This window comes from Paenibacillus sp. FSL R10-2771 (assembly GCF_038000205.1).
GTDB classification, from domain to species: Bacteria; Bacillota; Bacilli; order Paenibacillales; family Paenibacillaceae; genus Paenibacillus_AQ; species Paenibacillus_AQ phytohabitans.
In genome coordinates this window covers 2,020,660-2,038,751 of record NZ_JBBOBM010000001.1, presented here as the reverse complement: position 1 = coordinate 2,038,751, position 18,092 = coordinate 2,020,660, and the positions used below count along the sequence as shown (strand labels likewise).

20 protein-coding genes are annotated in these 18,092 nt (G+C 51.9%); 6 read left to right on the top strand and 14 right to left on the bottom strand.

The window, feature by feature from the left end:
• Window positions 1-11: 11 nt before the first annotated feature.
• The 5 genes from spoIIIAD to NSU14_RS08445 all read right to left on the bottom strand — a co-directional run bounded on the left by spoIIIAD (window position 12) and on the right by NSU14_RS08445 (window position 2,486).
• Window positions 12-401 carry a stage III sporulation protein AD gene (spoIIIAD, locus tag NSU14_RS08465; RefSeq protein WP_039295491.1) on the bottom strand — a complete coding sequence of 130 codons (390 nt, stop codon included), beginning with the start codon at window positions 399-401 and terminating at the stop codon, window positions 12-14.
• A 9-nt stretch (window positions 402-410) separates the two neighbouring features.
• A complete protein-coding gene (gene spoIIIAC, locus NSU14_RS08460) occupies window positions 411-614 on the bottom strand; it encodes a stage III sporulation protein AC (RefSeq protein ID WP_020426549.1) in 204 nt (67 codons plus the stop codon).
• A gap of 13 nt (window positions 615-627) precedes the next feature.
• Complete coding sequence (gene spoIIIAB / locus NSU14_RS08455; protein WP_039295486.1) at window positions 628-1,146, bottom strand: stage III sporulation protein SpoIIIAB; 519 nt, start codon at window positions 1,144-1,146, stop codon at window positions 628-630.
• A complete protein-coding gene (gene spoIIIAA / locus NSU14_RS08450; protein WP_340944152.1) occupies window positions 1,139-2,140 on the bottom strand; it encodes a stage III sporulation protein AA in 1,002 nt (333 codons plus the stop codon). The genes spoIIIAB and spoIIIAA overlap by 8 nt, the downstream gene beginning before the upstream one ends.
• A gap of 82 nt (window positions 2,141-2,222) precedes the next feature.
• A complete protein-coding gene (locus NSU14_RS08445; protein WP_042138738.1) occupies window positions 2,223-2,486 on the bottom strand; it encodes a YqhV family protein in 264 nt (87 codons plus the stop codon).
• Window positions 2,487-2,827: 341 nt separating this feature from the next.
• Here NSU14_RS08445 and NSU14_RS08440 point away from each other — a divergent pair, with 341 nt between their 5' ends.
• The 3 genes from NSU14_RS08440 (at window position 2,828) to NSU14_RS08430 (ending at window position 5,670) form a co-directional block, all read left to right on the top strand.
• Window positions 2,828-3,694: a YitT family protein gene (locus NSU14_RS08440; RefSeq protein ID WP_042138739.1), complete on the top strand. Its 867-nt coding sequence runs from the start codon at window positions 2,828-2,830 to the stop codon at window positions 3,692-3,694.
• 723 nt (window positions 3,695-4,417) lie between these two features.
• On the top strand, window positions 4,418-4,732 hold the full coding sequence (locus tag NSU14_RS08435; RefSeq protein ID WP_052421685.1) for a helix-turn-helix domain-containing protein: 315 nt from the start codon (window positions 4,418-4,420) through the stop codon (window positions 4,730-4,732).
• Window positions 4,733-4,737: 5 nt separating this feature from the next.
• Window positions 4,738-5,670 (top strand): IS3 family transposase, encoded by a 933-nt coding sequence (locus NSU14_RS08430; protein WP_336103406.1) that lies wholly within the window; start codon window positions 4,738-4,740, stop codon window positions 5,668-5,670.
• A gap of 494 nt (window positions 5,671-6,164) precedes the next feature.
• Here the strand turns inward: NSU14_RS08430 and NSU14_RS08425 are convergent, their stop codons facing one another.
• The 4 genes from NSU14_RS08425 to NSU14_RS08410 form a co-directional block, all read right to left on the bottom strand.
• Window positions 6,165-7,418: an aspartate kinase gene (locus tag NSU14_RS08425; RefSeq protein ID WP_039295541.1), complete on the bottom strand. Its 1,254-nt coding sequence runs from the start codon at window positions 7,416-7,418 to the stop codon at window positions 6,165-6,167.
• Between the two features lie 249 nt (window positions 7,419-7,667).
• Window positions 7,668-8,225 carry an elongation factor P gene (gene efp, locus NSU14_RS08420; protein WP_039295482.1) on the bottom strand — a complete coding sequence of 186 codons (558 nt, stop codon included), beginning with the start codon at window positions 8,223-8,225 and terminating at the stop codon, window positions 7,668-7,670.
• A 45-nt stretch (window positions 8,226-8,270) separates the two neighbouring features.
• A complete protein-coding gene (locus tag NSU14_RS08415; RefSeq protein ID WP_042138741.1) occupies window positions 8,271-9,341 on the bottom strand; it encodes a M24 family metallopeptidase in 1,071 nt (356 codons plus the stop codon).
• A 75-nt stretch (window positions 9,342-9,416) separates the two neighbouring features.
• The gene (locus tag NSU14_RS08410; protein ID WP_171716775.1) at window positions 9,417-9,908 is read right to left on the bottom strand and encodes a YqhR family membrane protein; all 492 of its coding nucleotides are present in this window, start codon (window positions 9,906-9,908) and stop codon (window positions 9,417-9,419) included.
• 207 nt (window positions 9,909-10,115) lie between these two features.
• On the opposite strand from NSU14_RS08410, the gene NSU14_RS08405 reads away from it, so the two are divergent.
• Together NSU14_RS08405 and NSU14_RS08400 are read left to right on the top strand one after the other, a co-directional pair.
• Window positions 10,116-11,069: a DUF1385 domain-containing protein gene (locus NSU14_RS08405; RefSeq protein WP_152679709.1), complete on the top strand. Its 954-nt coding sequence runs from the start codon at window positions 10,116-10,118 to the stop codon at window positions 11,067-11,069.
• Between the two features lie 7 nt (window positions 11,070-11,076).
• Window positions 11,077-11,418: a hypothetical protein gene (locus NSU14_RS08400; RefSeq protein ID WP_039295475.1), complete on the top strand. Its 342-nt coding sequence runs from the start codon at window positions 11,077-11,079 to the stop codon at window positions 11,416-11,418.
• An 81-nt stretch (window positions 11,419-11,499) separates the two neighbouring features.
• Here NSU14_RS08400 and NSU14_RS08395 read toward each other — a convergent pair whose 3' ends face one another.
• The 3 genes from NSU14_RS08395 to mntR form a co-directional block, all read right to left on the bottom strand.
• Window positions 11,500-12,480 carry a patatin-like phospholipase family protein gene (locus NSU14_RS08395; protein ID WP_076245617.1) on the bottom strand — a complete coding sequence of 327 codons (981 nt, stop codon included), beginning with the start codon at window positions 12,478-12,480 and terminating at the stop codon, window positions 11,500-11,502.
• Window positions 12,481-12,548: 68 nt separating this feature from the next.
• A complete protein-coding gene (locus NSU14_RS08390; RefSeq protein WP_336103064.1) occupies window positions 12,549-14,225 on the bottom strand; it encodes a family 10 glycosylhydrolase in 1,677 nt (558 codons plus the stop codon).
• Between the two features lie 175 nt (window positions 14,226-14,400).
• Entirely contained in the window at window positions 14,401-14,826 is a 426-nt protein-coding gene (gene mntR, locus NSU14_RS08385; protein WP_039295471.1) for a transcriptional regulator MntR, read from the bottom strand.
• A gap of 192 nt (window positions 14,827-15,018) precedes the next feature.
• On the opposite strand from mntR, the gene splB reads away from it, so the two are divergent.
• The gene (gene splB, locus NSU14_RS08380; RefSeq protein ID WP_171716778.1) at window positions 15,019-16,095 is read left to right on the top strand and encodes a spore photoproduct lyase; all 1,077 of its coding nucleotides are present in this window, start codon (window positions 15,019-15,021) and stop codon (window positions 16,093-16,095) included.
• A 9-nt stretch (window positions 16,096-16,104) separates the two neighbouring features.
• Here splB and NSU14_RS08375 read toward each other — a convergent pair whose 3' ends face one another.
• A complete protein-coding gene (locus NSU14_RS08375) occupies window positions 16,105-16,818 on the bottom strand; it encodes a cytochrome c biogenesis CcdA family protein (protein ID WP_336103065.1) in 714 nt (237 codons plus the stop codon).
• Window positions 16,819-16,904: 86 nt separating this feature from the next.
• Window positions 16,905-17,708 carry a metal ABC transporter permease gene (locus tag NSU14_RS08370; protein WP_042138749.1) on the bottom strand — a complete coding sequence of 268 codons (804 nt, stop codon included), beginning with the start codon at window positions 17,706-17,708 and terminating at the stop codon, window positions 16,905-16,907.
• Window positions 17,709-18,092 lie beyond the last annotated feature (384 nt).

The following is an 18,092-nucleotide window of genomic DNA, read 5'->3' as shown; positions in this document are numbered from 1 at the left end:
CCGTCTGAATCTCAGGCAGGCAGCAGCTTCATCACCGTTTCTATAATGATGCTTATAATCGGTACGGCCAGCACCATGATCAGCACCTTGCCGGCCAGCTCGATTTTGGAAGCGATCGATTCCTGTCCGGCATCCCGCACGATCTGTGCCCCGAACTCCGCGATATACGAAATGCCGATGATTTTAAACACGGTTTTGATGTAGATCATTTCCATCCCGGAGGATTCTGCCACCCGCTCCAGCGTGCCGAGAATCGTTCCGATCTTGCCGATCAGGAACAGAAAAATCAGTATACCTGCCGCAGTAGTCAGCAGAAAAGCGAACATCGGCTTTTGTTCCTTCAGGACAAGGATGAGGACGGTCGACAGAATTCCTATTCCCACTACTTGAATGATTTCCATAACCCCAGCCTATTGAAAAAGAAAGATCGTTTTGATTTCCTGAAGCAGTCCGTCCAGCATGCGGATGACCATGAACAGCACGATGATAAAACCAACAATTGTTACCCAGTGAGCTATGTCCTCTTTGCCCATCTGCTTAAGCACCGTGTGGATCATGGCGATAATGATGCCGATGCCGGCAATCTGAAAGATCGCGTTGACTTCAATATTCATTCCTGGCACCTCGCTAAAAGATCAAAATGACGATCAATGCTCCAAGCAGCAGACCCAGGCTTTTGCTCACTTTTTCATATTTGCCCTGATCTTCTCTGGCCGCTGTCTCTTCCTGCTTCAATTGCTGTAAAGCCAGTGCAATATGCGTGCTCTGATTCGATCTGTCACTGGTTCCGAGTGTGCAGCTGAGCTGCCGGAAAATTTCCTTCTCTGTTCCTTTCAGGGAAGCGCTGCTCCAGTGAATCTCCATGGACCGCTGCACGGCTTCCTCGGCGCTGCAGTTATGCGGCGGGCTCATCTCTTCCGCTGCGGTGAGGAAGAATGCTCTCAGCGGTTCCTTGCTCTGCATCCCGATCCGGCGCAGCGCCTCCGGCAGCGGGGTATAGCCGTACTGGATCTCCGTCTCCAGCCGCTGCAGCGCTGCGATCAGGCCTCTGATATGCCGGGGCCTGTCAGCATACTGGGCAGCCCGCTTGAAGCCGGCCAGCGTGCCCGCAAGCACGATGAGCACTGCCCCGAGCAGCTTAAGCATGCCGGTCACCGCCTATCCGCTCTTCCGGAGAGATCAGCAGCAGCCCGCGCTTCTGGGCGTCCAGGATGCGGAAGGACAGGCCTGACTCCGAACGGTGCAGGATTACATACCGCTCGAACATCCGGTGCTCCAGCAGACCGCCAAGGCCGGGCCGGCGGGCCAGCTCGGACACTTCCTTGCCATGCGCGGAAGCGACTACCGAGATGCCGGCGTGCAGCGCCTCGGTTACTGCATCCGCATCCTCCAGGCGGCCGATCTCATCGGCGATCAGCACGTCGGGCGACAGCGAGCGGATCATCATCATCATGCCTTCCGCTTTGGGACAGCCGTCCAGAATGTCCGTGCGCGGGCCGACATCGAAGGCGGGGATCCCGCGGCGGCTGCCGGCAATCTCCGAGCGTTCATCGACGATGCCGACCTTGAGACCGGGGCGGCTGCCCTCGCGTCCGCCCTGCCCTCCGGCTGAGATCTGCCTGGCGAGGTCGCGCAGCAGCGTGGTCTTGCCATGCTGCGGCGGCGAGAGGATCAGCGTATGCATAATCCGCTGCCGTCCCCGGTCCAGCAGATAAGGCAGCACGCCGTCTGCCAGCCCGTGCACTTCGCGGGCAATCCGCACATTGAAGCCGGTAATATCGCGGAGATGCTCAACCCCCCCGCCGCTTAAGACTGTCCGGCCGGATAAGCCGATGCGGTGCCCGCCGGGAATCGTGATGAAGCCCTTGCGCAGCTCCTCTTCCATCGTATACAGCGAATGATTGCTGATCAGGTCCAGCAGCCGGTGCGTATCCTCCCGGTCCGGCTTGTAGGCTTCAACGGGAAGCTGTGTCAGACTGCCGTCCACGCCGACAAAATGATATTTGCCGGAGTAATTAATCTCGAGCGGCCGTCCTTCACGGACGCGCACTTCCTCCACCTTGTCCAGGAGCGCAGCGGGGAGGCCGCTGAGCAGCGCTCTTACTTTTTCGGGAAACAATAGAAGCCAATCATTTGCCATACAAAGTACCCCCAAGTTGTCCTCTACTTAATAGCTTTATTCCATATTTATGCTTGTACTTGTACTTTATGACTATCATCTATCATTTCTTCAGAATGCCGATTAAGAGAAAGGCCACGCCGCAGCCGATCCAGCCGAGCTTGCCCCACGACAGCTGCTGGGCCATCCCCGTCAGGCCGACCGCTGTGGTCAGAATCAGGATTGTCGGCCCGACCAGCGCCAGCCCGGAATTAACCGCAAGCGCCTTATCCACCTGGTTCAGCCTCAGCATAATCAGTGCAGCAGCAATCTCTACACTGCCTGACAGCAGCCGAAGTCCCGCCATCCAGCTCACATACTTGTCCAAACTGTTCAACTCCCTTGTACAAATCTATGGATACCAAAGAATCCGCTGCGCAATAAACAAGCTGTTATCCATGGATATGCAGAAGCTGTCCACTTTAGACAAGAAGAAATGCAGGAAGCTAGCAGAGATTTAAGCAGGTGTGAAAGAAATCATAGTGCTCTCCTCTATAAAAAAATATCATCGGTATGATAAAATTAATTTTGCGCGTGCAAAAAAATGGAGCTTTGGAAAATAGAAGGGCAGGCTGCTGGAGAAACTAAGCCTTCCTAACTGCTTCTGGAATGGGTCCGAGCGCCGCAGAAATGTAGATAAAGACATCGGAAAAAGAGGGGATCACAGTCATGCAAGTTCGTAATTTCGTAGTACCGCTCGTATCGGGAACAGTAGCCAGACAGGTAAAAGAAGTAGCCATTATCATTTTTTCAGCCTTTCTGGTAGCGGGCGGGCTCCGGCTGTTCCTGATTCCGCATCAGCTGCTCAGCGGCGGCGTGGCCGGGACGGCATCCATTATTGGCTACCTAACGAATCCTAAGTATATCTCGCTGTATTATTTCGCCATCAACCTGCCAATCCTGATCTGGGGTTTCGTAGCCGTGGGGAAGAAATACATCTGCTATAGCATGCTGTCGGTTATCTCCACTACCTGGTTCCTGAATATCATCCCTGTGGTGAAGCTTACCAAGGACCCGATTCTGGCCAGTATCTTCGGCGGTGTGATCATTGCCGGCGGTGTCGGCTTCTCGCTGCGTGCGGGGGGATCTTCCGGCGGATTCGATATTCTGGGCTCCATTATTACCCGCAAGCGGGACATTCCTATGGGAACCGTGCTGTTCGTGATGGACGGTCTGGTCATCCTAAGCCTGGGCTTCTTCAAAAGCTGGGATTCGGCGCTGTACGCGATGCTCTGTATTTTCGTCAAAAGCCGTGTAGTTGACATGATCCACATCCGCCACGTCAAGCTGACCTGCTTCATTGTCACGAAGGAGCGCGAGAAAATGCTGAACCGCCTGACCTGTCTGCCGCACGGCGTCACCGTCGTAAATGCGGAGGGCGGGTACAGTCATGAAGGCAATACGATGCTGATGACGGTAACTACCCGCTACGAGCTGGCTGACCTGCGCAAGACGATTCTTGAGACAGATCCGAAATCCTTCGTCAACGTGCTGGAGACGGTGGAGATTATGGGCCGGTTCAGACGATTGAGTTAAACGAGGATAGTTGTATAATGTGCAATTAAAACCAGCGAAAAGGGATGCGAACATCTTATAACTGTATTCCGTACAACTAAATTTGCCTAAATGGGCCGGAACCAAGGTACAAAGTCAGTTTAATTGTACGAAATACAACTAAATGTATAATCGCTAGTAAATCAGACAATTTAGTTGTACAAAGTACAATTACAATTAAGCATATCGCCTATACCGTTGCTAGCCACATTTACTATGCAAAAAGAGTGCTGCTCTCCGCTCGCGCGGGGAACAGCACTCTTTTTGACTAATGATGGTTAGTTACTAATAGGTTGTGTCTTTGTGTCTTTGTGTCTTTGTGTCTTTGTGTCTTTGTGTCTTTGTGTCTTTGTGTCTTTGTGTTATACATTATTCGCTTAACATTGACGATGCCACAATGTATTCGGTTTTTCGCATACATTTGGCTCGTCTACCCTATCGATGCCACAATGTATTCGGTTTTTCGCATACATTCGGCTCATCTACCCTATCGATGGCGCATTGTATTCGGTTTTTCGCATACATTGAGCCCATCTACCCTATCGTTGGCGCATTGTATTCGGTTTTTCTCATACATTTAGCCCATCTACCCTATCGTTGGCGCATTGTATTCGGTTTTTCGCATACATTCTCCACAGCCCCCTAATGAAGTTGGAGTCCTCCCCCATAAAAATGTAGACTGAATACAGGAGGAGGATGAACACAATGGGACACTTAACGGGAACAAGAGAGAAGGCAGCGCAAGAGGTGTTGTCTGGCATTAAGGCAGCGGTGGTTGCCCGAAAATATGGGGTGACCCCAGCGACGGTGAATCAGTGGGTGAGAGATTACCGAGGGGCCCATGGGGAACAAGATCATCCGTATCCCCAGGAGCAGGTGGAGGAACTGAAGCGCCTCCTGGAAGTGGAGCAGAAATACGAGAAGGCCGTCAAGATACTCGGCGAAAAGGAGTTAGAGATTGAGATTCTGCGTGAACTGCTAAAAAAGCCAACCCCTGCTTATCCGAAAAAATCGAGGTAGCCGACATGTTCATTAAGCAGGGGAATACCGCAGCTTTGGTACTGCGTCTCATGGGGCTAGCAGAGTCCACGTACTACGACCGTAAGAAACGCAGGTCACTGTCCCCAAAGGCCGTTCAAGGGGGGCGTGGAAGACCCCAGCCAGGCTACTCCTTTAACGAGTCTGGGGAAAAGATTAGTGACGAGGAGATCCAGGAATGGCTGCTGGAATTAATCGCTGGAGAAGAGCACGTGTACGGGTACAAACTCCTGGCCAAGTGCTTGTGGAACCAGCACCGGTTGAAGCTCAATCACAAGAAAAGCTACCGGCTGTGTCAGGAGCTGGATATCCTGCAGCCCCAGCGTCAGAAGCGCTTTAAGCATCCCCGGAAGCTGCCGGAGAACCGAGTCATTACAGGAGCGAGCCAGCTCTGGCAGATGGACATTAAATACGGGTATGTGGAGGGACGTGACCGGCATTTCTTTGTCCTGAGCATTATCGATGTGTTTACCCGTGTCATCGTCGGCTACCACCGGGGATCGTCGTGTGAGGCCAAGCACGCCTGCCAGACGCTGGCGCGCGCCATGGAGCATCACTGCGCCCCTGACAGCGCTCGCCCTGTGATCCGCACCGACAACGGCCCACAGTTCGTCAGCCACCTGTTTGGCGACATGTGTGAAAGCTGGGAAATGACCCATGAACGTATTCCGCCTCGAACGCCGGATTTAAATGCTTTTATTGAATCATTCCACAGTAATATCGATCGGGATTTGTTCCGCAAAGAGGCATTCGAAACGTTCGAAGAGGCCTATGAAGCGGTGGACCGGTACATGGACTTTTACAACAATCGCAGAATGCATACGAGCCTTCGTAACCTGCCGCCAGCTACCTTTGCAGAGTGGGTGCTGACCCTAGAAGACCGCTCCCGCTTCTTCTGGCCGAGAGAAAAAGCGAAATAAAGAGCATATCTACAACAAGTACTGATTTTATACGGAGGACTCCGGGATAAGGGGGTCGCACCGCATTTGGCTCGTCTACCCTATCGATGCCACAATGTATTCGGTTTTTCGCATAGATTTGGCTCGTCTACCCTATCGATGCCATAATGTATTCGGTTTTTCGCATACATTTGGCTCGTCTACCCTATCGATGGCATAATGTATTCGGTTTTTCGCATACATTGAGCCCATCTACCCTATCGATGGCATAATGTATTCGGTTTTTCGCATACATTTGGCTCATCTACCCTATCGATGCCACAATGTATTCGGTTTTTCGCATACATTTGGCTCGTCTACCCTATCGATGGCACAATGTAGTCGGTTTTTCGCTCAAGCCCCAAATTAATTCAGGGCTCACCTGCCGCCAGACGCCAAACAGGGATGCCCTCCAGCCTTCCGGCCAAAGAAACATCCCCGATGTTGTCCATGCTGTAGAATTACAATCCAGAAGCTTACCGGCGGTCCTGCGGGCCTCCGACGAAGGCCTGCTCTGCGGTGTCGAGATTATAAGCCGTATGCAGCGCCTGAATAATCTGCTGCAGATTGCCGGATTCAATGACACAGGAAACCTTAATCTCCGAGGTGCTGACCATCTTGATGCTCACACCTTCGTTCGAGATCACCTCGAACATTTGGGCCGCCACCCCCGGATGGCTGACCATGCCGGCGCCGACAATGGACACCTTGACCAGACTATCCTCGGAAGTCACTTCACGGTACGGCAGCACACTGTGCAATCCTTCAATGACCTGCTTAGCCTTCTCCAGATCGCTAAGGGCTACGGTAAAGGAGAAGTCTGCGGTCTGATTCTGAACGCCGCTCTGTACGATGATATCGACGTCCACACCCTCTTCGGCCAGCTTGCCGAAGACCTGGGCGAGTACACCCGGAACATCCGGAACTCCCAGAATACTGATACGGGCCACATTCTTGTCATACGCGATGCCGCTAACTACTACACCCTGCTCCATACTTGCTTCCTCCTTCACAACAGTTCCTTCATTATGGTTAAAGCTCGATCTGACGACCAGCTTCACTTGATATCGTTTGGCATATTCCACTGCACGCGGATGCAGCACGGCTGCACCGAGATTAGCCAGCTCCAGCATCTCGTCATACGAGATTTCCTTCAGCTTCCGCGCAGTCTTCACAATCCGCGGGTCTGTGGAATAGATGCCGTCTACATCGGTATAGATTTCGCAGACATCCGCTTTGATCGCAGCAGCCAGCGCAACCGCCGTTGTATCCGAACCTCCGCGGCCCAGCGTGGTAATCTCACCGTCCAGTGTCATCCCCTGGAACCCGGCAACGATAACAATCTGCTCACGCTCCAGCGACTCCAGAACACGGCGTGGAACGATTTCACTAATCCGCGCACGGCCATGGGTCTCATCGGTTCGGAACCCGGCCTGCCAGCCTGTATAGGATACAGCATTCCGGCCGATTCCATGAAGAGCGATGGACAGAAGCGCTACAGAGATCTGTTCCCCCGTAGTCATCAGCATATCCATTTCCCGTGCGGGAGGCTGCCCGTTCAGCTGTTTAGCCTGATCGATCAGTTCATCTGTTGTATCCCCCATAGCGGACACAACCACAACGCAGCGATGTCCCTCATCCTGCTTATCTGCGATGCGCTTGGCGACACGCTTCATACGTTCAATATCGCCGACGGAGCTGCCTCCGAATTTCATGACATAAAGTGACAAAGTCCCATTCACTCCCTATTTCGCTGTAAGTAGTAGCTTTTATTTGGTTTTCGCTTTAACACAGTATAATACGAAAATCATAACATGCGTTAATGGTTTCACAAAAAAAGCGCCCAATTTTCCGAACATGGCCATTCCTCTATGCCTGGCACGGCAAATTATATTCAGCTGAAGCTGTACAAAAAACCTCCGCCGCATACTGCGGGGAGGCCGTCTTGAATAACGTTGAAACCGGAGCTACGTAAGCTACTACGCGCGGGAGATGTATTTACCTTCACGGGTATCGATCAGGAGAACATCGCCTTCATTAATGAACAATGGAACCTGTACAGTATGTCCGGTTTCCAGAACAGCCGCTTTAGTTGCACCTTGAGCCGTGTTGCCTTTAACGCCCGGTTCTGTTTCAGTAACCTTCAGTTCAACACTTGTAGGCAGGTTGATCCCGAGGATTTCACCCTGGTAGCTGACGATATTTACCGTCATATTCTCTCTCAGGAAGTTAAGCTCCCACTCCAGCTGCTTCTCAGTCAACTCGAACTGGTCATATGTTTCGTTGTCCATGAATACATGCTCGGAACCGCTGGCATACAGGTACTGTACACCACGGTTCTCGATGATCGCGCGGCCGATTGTTTCGCCTGCACGGAATGTGCGCTCAACGGTATTGCCGTTACGCAGGTTCTTCAGCTTGGAGCGGACGAATGCCGCGCCTTTACCCGGCTTCACGTGCTGGAAATCAATGACGGTGAAGATATCCCCTTCTACTTCTACGGTCAAGCCTGTCTTGAAATCATTAACTGAAATCACTAAAAATCCCTCCTGGAATCGATGAATTAACTGAATAAGTTTGTCTTACAGTACCGTGTATTCCTTAGACGAATGTGTCAGCAGCGCGATGCCGCTTTCGGTAATGACAATATCATCTTCAATCCGCACGCCGCCGAGGCCGGAGAGATAAATTCCCGGTTCAACGGTAACAACCATGCCCGGCTCCATAATTTCATCGGCAAGCTTGGACAGACGCGGAGATTCATGAACCTCCATGCCCAGGCCATGGCCTGTGCTGTGGCCGAAATACTCCCCGTATCCGTAACGGGTGATAATATCACGGGCCAGGGCATCGCATTCGCGGCCGGTCATGCCCGGCTTGATATGTGCCAGCGTATGCAGCTGCGCTTCAAGCACAATATCATAGATTTCCTTCAGCTTGGGATCTGGCGATCCCAGAGCAATCGTACGTGTTACATCGGAGCAGTATCCGTCCAGCAGAGCGCCGAAATCGAAGGTTACGAATTCATTGTTCTGGATGATCTTGCTGCTGGCTACGCCATGCGGCATGGCCGAGCGTTCGCCGGAAGCAACGATCGTATCGAATGAAGACGAGGTTGCACCATGGGTACGCATGTAGAATTCCATTTCCAGATCGACATCACGTTCAGTCATGCCTGGTTTGATCACATTCAGGATATGACTGAACGTGGCGTCGGCCAGATCGGCCGCCCGCTGCATGACAGCCAGCTCTTCTTCGTCCTTGAACATGCGCAGATTCTCCACGGCTTTGGATACCGGCACCATAACAGCCGGCTGCAGAGCCGCCGCATAGGCAGTGTACGCGCTGAAGCTTACATCATCCTGCTCGAATCCAACCCGGACTTGTCCGCCCTGCGGCAGCAGCTCGCGTACGGTGTCAATGAATTTCGAAGCATGCTGAACAACCTTCAGGCCGTTTACCTGTTCCGAGGCCTGTGTCATATACCTGAAGTCAGTCAGCAGATAACTGTCATCACCGGTAACCAGCACATAACCGGAGGAGCCGGTGAATCCGCTCAAATAGCGGCGGTTATAGCCGCTGGTAATTAACATCGCATCCAGTCCCTGTTCCTGCAAAACCTTACGCAGCTTGGAGACGCGCTTGTTGCTCATTTTCATTCTCCTCTCGAAATAGCCACATTGTATTTTAACATAGTGGCATGCCACCTGAGAAGTTTTTTCGGACGCTTAAGCCAGCTTTGTCTGCTGCTCCCGTTTCCGCTCATCGGTGTACTCAATCGCCGCCGTATATCCGATGAATAATCCCCAGAGCAAAAAGAGGCAAAATTCACTGATTACAGAGTTCCAGGGCAGTCTGAAAGGCGGCTGCATCAGGAACTGCCAGGAGCCGGCAAGGAACAGGGCCGACCACCAGAGCACACCGTAAATCATCCCCGGCCAAGGCCCCTTCAGCTTGCGGAAGATAAGCACATAGATCAGGGAAACGATCACCGAGAAGACGATAAAGGATAAATATCCGAGCAGATGCCCGGCGGGCGACACCAAAAATTCATGTTTAAAGAAGGGCTCCGCCAAAAATCCCGGAATCACCTTGGTGAAATGCAGGACATACATCAGCCAGCGAGCTCCTCCCCAGATGATGCCGGCGAAAAAGCCCAGTTCAATGGCAAAATAAAACGGATTCGTATGGACTGACTTTTGCTTGTTGGAAGAACTCATAGAGCAGCCTCACTTTCAATATAGGGTTAATCCGGTTTCCACTCCGCTCTCTATAGACTAGTATGTACAGCAAACGGCAATCCAACTAGTAATGTGCTTAAAAATTAGTTACAATGTATTATATAAATCACATTAAAATACGGGAAGGTGAATTGGTTGTCCCAGGAAACTCCCAGTTACGGCGGCCAAGCCGTCATTGAAGGCGTCATGTTCGGCGGCAAGCATATCAACGTAACAGCCGTAAGAAGGAAGAATCAGGAAATCACATTTTTGGAGGTGCCGAAGAGCGATAAGAGCTGGGTCCTTAAACTGCGCAAGATTCCGCTGCTTCGCGGCATTGTCAGTATTATAGATTCCAGCGCCAAAGGCTCGAAGCACCTGAATTATTCGGCGGAATCGTATGCCGAGGATGAGACAGAGCCTGAAGAGCTTGCCAAGCAGAAAGAGAAAGATAAAGACAAGAAGAAAGATGAAGGCTGGAGCCTCGGTATGATTTTCGGCGTAGCTGTCATGGGTATTCTTTCTTTCCTTTTCGGCAAGATTATTTTTACACTGGTGCCGGTATTCGTAGAAGATTTTTTATTCAAGAATGCATTTGATAACTATATTCTGCACAACCTTGTTGAAGGCGGCATTAAGCTGATTCTCCTGCTCGTTTATCTGTTTGCGATTTCACAGACTCCGGTGATCAAACGGCTGTTCCAGTATCACGGTGCCGAGCATAAGGTAATCAGTGCTTTTGAAGCCGGCGAAGAACTGACTGTTAAGAATGTACAGAAATACAGCCGTCTGCATTACCGCTGCGGAAGCAGCTTCATGATGCTGACCATTATCCTCGGTGTGATTATCTACTCTGTTGTCCCATGGGATAATCTTATGGAACGGGTACTGCAGCGGATTATTCTCCTGCCGGTAGTTATCGGGATCTCCTTTGAGGTGCTGAAGGGCACCAATGCCGTGAGAGATATTCCCGGGCTCAAGTATCTGGGGTATCCGGGTCTGTGGCTGCAGCTGCTGACGACCAAAGAACCTAAAGACGATATGGTTGAGGTGTCCATCGCCTCGTTCAACCGGATGCGGGAGCTGGATGCCGCAATTGAAGCAAGAGGATATTCGGAGGCAAGTGTGTCAGGCGGCATTTTGGATCCTGCGAAAGGATGATTAGCCCATGATCAGACATGCTTTGATTTTTTGGATTTCAATAGCTCTCGCAGCATGGGGGCTGGTAACGGAATTTATGATACGCGGCCTTGCTGCCCTATCTATCTTTATTCTTCCGCTAGTCCTGCTGGCGCTGCTGTATTATGCGTACAAGATCGTTCCCGGCAGAACAAACGGCGGTCCCGGACGGCCGCGTACCAAAGTCAAGCCTTCGGCCAAGACGATGTCCAAGGTTGCGGGTATCCGCAAAACCCAGGCCGCCTCACCCGGCAAGCGTAAAACCTATCCATTCCAGGTGATTGAAGGCAGCAAGGGTAAGAACGACGACCAGCTTCCCAAATATCATTGAAACTCCAGGCTATCCGCTAAGATTCAAGCAACAAAAGGCATCTCCGCATTGTCGTTACGACATGCGGGATGGCTTTTTTGGTTATAATTCAGGTCCGGCGCACTTAGGCCGGGTAAAATATGGACGTGTGCTAAGCGGCGGACGCCAATTTTTGAAAAAATCCGCTCCGGCCGTCAGCCCTGCAGTATAGATCGCCTCACTCTGTTCCGGGGAGATATGAAACTGGGTGGTGGAAATGCCCAGCGTGGGAATTTTGACAGTGCGTACGAATTTATCCGTCTCGATATAACGTTCATCATGGGCAGAGAGCATCGTCCCTACCATGGCCTGAAGCATGCTGAACGGCCCGGTAATGCGGTGAGGCTGCGGCTGTGTCTTACCGATCAACTGGTAGCCTACCGTGGGCGTACGCCGCTCTGGGGACTGGAAGCCATCCTTCTTCTCATCAAATAGCCACAGCGGAAAATTGCTGAGCATCCCCCCGTCTACCATATACACAAACTGCTCGGCAAAAGACTTTCTCCGGGCTGCCTCTCCGTTCAGCCGCAGCATCACCGGATCGAAGAAGTAGGGAATGCTGCAGCTCATCCGCACAGCCTTGGCGACTTCAAAGGAGTCCGGTGAAATCCCGTAGAGCTCCAGATCATCCGGCAAGACGACAATCCTTCCGTTAGTAATATCTGAAGCGATAACAGTCAGCCTGCCGCGCGGCAAATCGCTGAACGTAACCACTCCCTTCTCCAGCAGAATGCCACGGATCCAAGATTCCAGAGCCTGGCCCGAGTACAGGCCTTTTTTGATCAGCACACGGATTGCCGGTCCTATTACAGCGGTGTTATATAGCGCTCCGCGCTTGAGAAAGGATGTGAAGGGCGTCTCCCTGATAATCCGGCTCATCGCCTCCCCGTTATAACCGGCGGCCAGCAGCGAAGCAATAATGGAGCCTGAAGAGGTTCCGGCTACTCTCCTGAAGGTTCGGCCCGCCCGCTCCGTTGCCTCCACCGCACCTGCGAGCGCAATCCCCTTCACGCCTCCGCCTTCAAAAACTGCGTTAATCTCCATACCTAAGAGTCCCCCGTTCCATAGATCTTATTGCTTATCTATGAGCACGGGGGACTATTCATGACTGACTATGATTTGAAATAAAAGCTGAGCAGGCTGGCCAGGCCAAATGGATCACGGACCACAATATCATTGGCCCGGAACAGAATGCTGCCGGAAACCTCGTCGTATTTCTCGTTATATTTCAGCTGGTTGATAATCTGATCGCCGCTCTGCCATTCCGCGGTTTGTTTGGTATCCCCTACTTTGTAGGAGGCCAGGCCGATATACAGCTTGACGCCCGTGCCAGTGACCTCGTTCACCCACCAGTCAACCAGCTTGTCATAACGGGCGGCGCTGAAAGAGAGACTCCAATATATCTGCGGAGCCACATAGTCGACCCAGCCGCTCTTAATCCATGTGCGTACATCCGCATACATGTCATCATACGCAGATACGCCTGCCGTGGTATCCGAACCGGTGCTGTCCGCCTTTTTATTGCGCCATACCCCAAAGGGGCTGACGCCAAACGAAACTGCCGGCTTCACCGCATGAATCTCTGCCCCCAGCTGCCGGATGAACTGATTGATATTATCCCGGCGCCAGTCACCCTTGGTGGCAATTGCCTGAGAGTTGTAGGTCTTAAATGCCGTATCATCGGCAAAGGTTACGTTGGAAGGATAGAAATAATCATCCAGATGCACACCGTCAATGTCATACCCTCTGACCACTTCCATTACGGTGTCAATGATATGCTGCCGCGCTTCCGGTATACCCGGATTTATGTACAGCTTACTGTCAGCTTTGACGATCCACTCTGGATGCAGCTTGGCCACATGATTGGCGGCAAGTCCTGTAGTGGAGGCATCGGTAGTTGCCCGGAACGGATTGAACCAGGCATGCAGCTGCATGCCGCGTGAATGGGCGCTGCTGACCATATACTGGAGCGGATCATAGCCGGGCTCCTTCCCTTGGGTACCGCTAAGCACCTTGGACCAGGGGACGAGCTGTGAGGAATACAGGGCATCTGCGGCGGGTCTGACCTGTACGAATACACTATTGAAACCGGCAGCCTGCAGCTTGTCCAGCATGCTGTCGAACTCTTTCTTCTGCTTGTCTGCATTACCGGCCGAAGCCGTTGACGGCCAGTCCAGATTAAATACGGTGGACACCCACGCGCCCTTCATCGCCTTTCCGGTCTTGGCCCCGGGAATTGAAGGTACGGTTGGCGTTGGCACGGACGGTGCCGGCACTACAGGCGTTGGCACGGATGGTGTCGGCACTGTCGGAACAGACGGTGTCGAAGGTGTAGACGGCCCGCCAATCTCTACATTTGAATATAAGGCAATATGCTTCGCAGCCTGATTCCAGACTACCTGCAGCCCGAGCTGCTCACTGACGAACCGCAGCGGCACCATCACTCTGCCCTGTGTAATCTGCACAGAGGTATCCAGAGGGACTGAAGCACCGTTAACGATTGCACTTTTGCTTCCGCTAGTCAGCTTCAGCACATTATTCCCCTTGCTGATTGTAGCGGTCTTACTGGCCTGATCCCAGACCACACCGGCACCTAGTCCTTTACTGACTACCCCGACAGGGACCATAGTAACATTGGTCCGCGTAATATAAGGCGGAACATCCGTGCTTAAGCTCTCTCCATCCAGTTCAATGGTAATCTGCACCGAAGCAGCGTGTGCACTTGTTGTCCACACAGGCAGACATAGCATAACCACCAGCAACCCTAATATCCATTTACGGTAATTCATAATTCCTCCCAAATGTTGTAGTGATATAACAAAGAAACGGCCTTCTCGTCCTTGAATCAGGGAGAAGGCCGTTTCTTTAGTAAACGGAGTCCTTCCTTAGGTGAAAAAGGAACGGTATCCGTTTTGACGTAATAAAACTGGAAAGGTTGCGCTAATCAAACAAAAACAGCCAAAATTATGAATCACTGACCATTTCATGGTGAATATCGTATAAGGTCTGCAGACGCGCTTCATCCCGGCGGAAGTACTCCACTAGTGTCTCGATCCGGGTGATAGAATCCCAGCTCAAATGATGCTCAATGCCTTCAACATCCTTATAAATATGTTCTTGCTGAACTCCAATAAGCCCGAGGAATTCCTCCAGCAGCTGATGGCGGTCCACAAGACGTTTTCCCACTTTTTTTCCTTTGCTTGTTAGGACAAGCCCACGATATTTCTCATAGATGAGATATTCGTCCTTATCCAGTTTTTGGATCATCTTGGTCACAGAGGAGGGGTGTACTTCCAGTCCCTCGGCAATATCCGAGACCCGCGCATAACCCTTCTCATCGATGAGCTTGTATATGCGCTCCAAATAATCCTCCATGCTGGGTGTTGGCATTAACTTTACCTCTTTTCTATATTGAGCGTGGCGATGGGGCCGGGCCTTGCTCTAACAATGATACATGTTTCTGCCGCTCCTTGGCAAGTCCTACAGGTCTGCCGCTTCTCCGCTTAGCGATGTTTACCATGATTTCATTCACCCGCTTAACGGCACAATAACGGTATCCTCATCTATAAGGAGCGTGAATTCATGAACGTAGTTACCCCTGAACGCCCTCCTGCCAAAAGACCGCGGAAGCCGACGGGTCTCTTCATTCCGGAGCTGGTTTTTTTCGAACCGGATGCCTTGAATTATCCCAAAGGGGAGCGGATTATGGAGTGGGTCAAGGCCCGCAACATTCCCTTCCGTATGACCACCTCGCATAACCGGATCACCAATCTGCCCGGCGAAACCGAAGTGGAGCAATACAAAATCGCTAAAAGAACACTTGTCGTCGGTCTCCGCAAAACGCTGACTTTTGACCAGTCCAAGCCGTCTGCCGATTATGCGATTCCGATTGCTACCGGCTGTATGGGCCACTGTCATTATTGTTACCTTCAGACTACATTGGGTTCCAAGCCTTACATCCGTGTATATGTAAACACTGGAGACATCATCGATGCGGCCAAAAAATATATCGGCGAGCGTGCCCCGGAGATTACCACCTTCGAAGCTGCCTGTACCTCGGACCCGCTGGGGCTGGAGCATATTACCGGTTCGCTTACGGAGCTAATTGAATTCATGGCCGAAGAGCCGCTCGGGCGGCTGCGCTTCGTGACGAAGTATCAACATGTTGAGCCCTTGCTTGGACTGAAGCATAACGGCCATACCCGCGTACGCTTCAGCGTGAACGCCGATTATGTAATTAAGAATTTTGAGCCGGCCACCTCCCGGTTCGAGGAGCGGATTGAGGCTGCCGGTCAGATTGCCCGTGCCGGTTATCCGCTTGGCTTCATCATCGCTCCGATCATCTGGCATGACGGCTGGGAAGAAGGCTATGCCGAGCTGCTGGAGAAGCTGGCCCGTACGCTGCCGCCGGGAATTGGCAAGGGTCTTACTTTTGAAATGATCCAGCACAGGTTCACCAAAACGGCCAAGACCGTGATCGAGAAACGTTATCCGAAATCCAAGCTGGAGATGGATATTGAGAAGCGCAAGAAGAAATGGGGCAAGTGGGGCCAGAACAAATATGTCTACCCTGATGAACAGCAAACCGCCCTGCGCGAATTCATCACAGAGCGGATTTTCGAACATTTTCCGGAAGCGGCTATTGATTATTTCACTTAACATTTAGGCTTAGAAAATCAGCCACTCCGGCGTAACCCCCTGCAGCCAGATCGTTATCCGGAACATCTGGTCGGTGAACAGCAGAATGCCCATGAACACCATCAGTGTGCCGCCAAGCTTCATCAGCAGATTGGAATATTTCAGGATCTTCCGCGCGCCGCCCAGGAAAAAAGCGAGTCCGAAGAACGGCAGCGCAAACCCGATGCTGTAAGCCGTAATCAACGTAAACCAGGTTCCCGGATCACTGGCAGAAAGGGCAATAATCGCCGTCAAAATGGGACCGATGCACGGTGACCAGCCCGCTGAGAAGCCGATGCCGAAGATAAACGAGCCCAGATATCCCGCAGGCTTCCATTTCAGCTCCAGCTTGCGCTCCCGGAGCAGAAACTGCGGCTGAAAAACACCAAGCAGGAACAGCCCCATCACAATAATCAGAATAGCCGACAACTGGCGGATCAGATCCCGCTGGCCGTTGAAGAATTCACCAAACAGTCCGGCCCCGAAACCAAGGGTATAGAATACAGCCGAGAAGCCCAATATAAAGGCCAGCGTATGCGAGAGGGTCCGGAAACGGACCTCTTTGCTGTCCCCCCCACTCTTCAGCTCCTGCACCGATAATCCGGTAATATAAGATAGATAGGACGGGTAGAGCGGCAGACAGCAAGGCGATATGAACGACGCCACTCCGGCGGCAAAAGCGATTCCTGCATTCAGGTTGGACACTGGCGTATCTCTCCTTCCCTACTCGGGTTCAGTTCACGAAGGCAGTATTCAAGCATATGTAGTTTAGGCCGCTGGGAGCTTTAGGTTTAGGCTGGCAGCCCTTTTTTGCCGATGAGTGTTAGTGTCAGCAGTGCAATCAGGAGCAGAACAATCGTGGCTCCGGGAGCCAGATTCCACACACCGGCAATGACAAGTCCGCCGACTACAGCGATCTCAGCAATAATTACGGACAGAATGACTGAAGACTTGAAGCTTCGGGACAGCAGCAAACTGATCGCCACAGGAATGGTCAGGAGTGCAGATACCAGCAGTGAGCCGACAATTTTGATCGCCGTACTGATTACAAGCGCGGTCAACACGGTTATCAGCATATTAAGCAGCTTCACCGGCAGTCCGCTGACACTGGCCGCATCCTCCTCAAAGCTGAGCAGGAAGAACTCTTTGAAGAACAGCGAAACTACAACCACAACCGCAATGGTAACGATACCTACTACAATCAGATCGGTGTTATTCAGCGTGTAAATACTGCCGAACAGGTAACTCATCACATCCGCATTATAGCCTTTGCCCAGGGTGAAAAAAAGCGAAGCCAGCGCCACCCCGCCCGACATGATGATGGCAATGGAGAGTTCGGCGTAGCTTTTGTATGCCTTGCGCAGCTTCTCAATCGCAAACGAGGCCACTACGGCAAAGATCAGCCCCGCTCCAAGCGGGTAGAAGCCCGTCAGGAAGCCAAGCGCTACCCCGGCGATGGTCACATGGGCCAGCGTGTCTCCGATCATCGACAGGCGCCGCAGCACCAGGAACACGCCTATCAGCGGCGCGGTAATCCCAATCATCAGCCCGCCGGCCAGCGCCCGCTGGAAAAAATCACTAAATAGAATTTCCAAGATATTTTTCTCCTTTTATGATCAAACCTTTTCGAGACTTTAGATCAAAACCTTTTCGATCAAAAACCTTTTAGATCCAAACCTTTTCGATCCCAAACCTTTTCGATCCCAAACCTTTCGATCCCAAACCTTTTCGATCCTAAACCTTTTCGATCCCAAACCTTTTCGATCCCAAACCTTTCGATCCCACCCAAACCCTCCCTTCCAAGGGAGGGCCCCAAGGGCTCTGCCCTCTGGACACCCGTTTAAGTGCAATTGGCGTGGGACAGCAGACTTTCGCTGCTTGGGGACGTTGAGGTAGGACCGCTTTGCCTCCCTGCGGGATATGCTTAACATTTGGCGGGATTTAATTACGCATTCAAGTCAAAATCAAGTTCAAAAGAT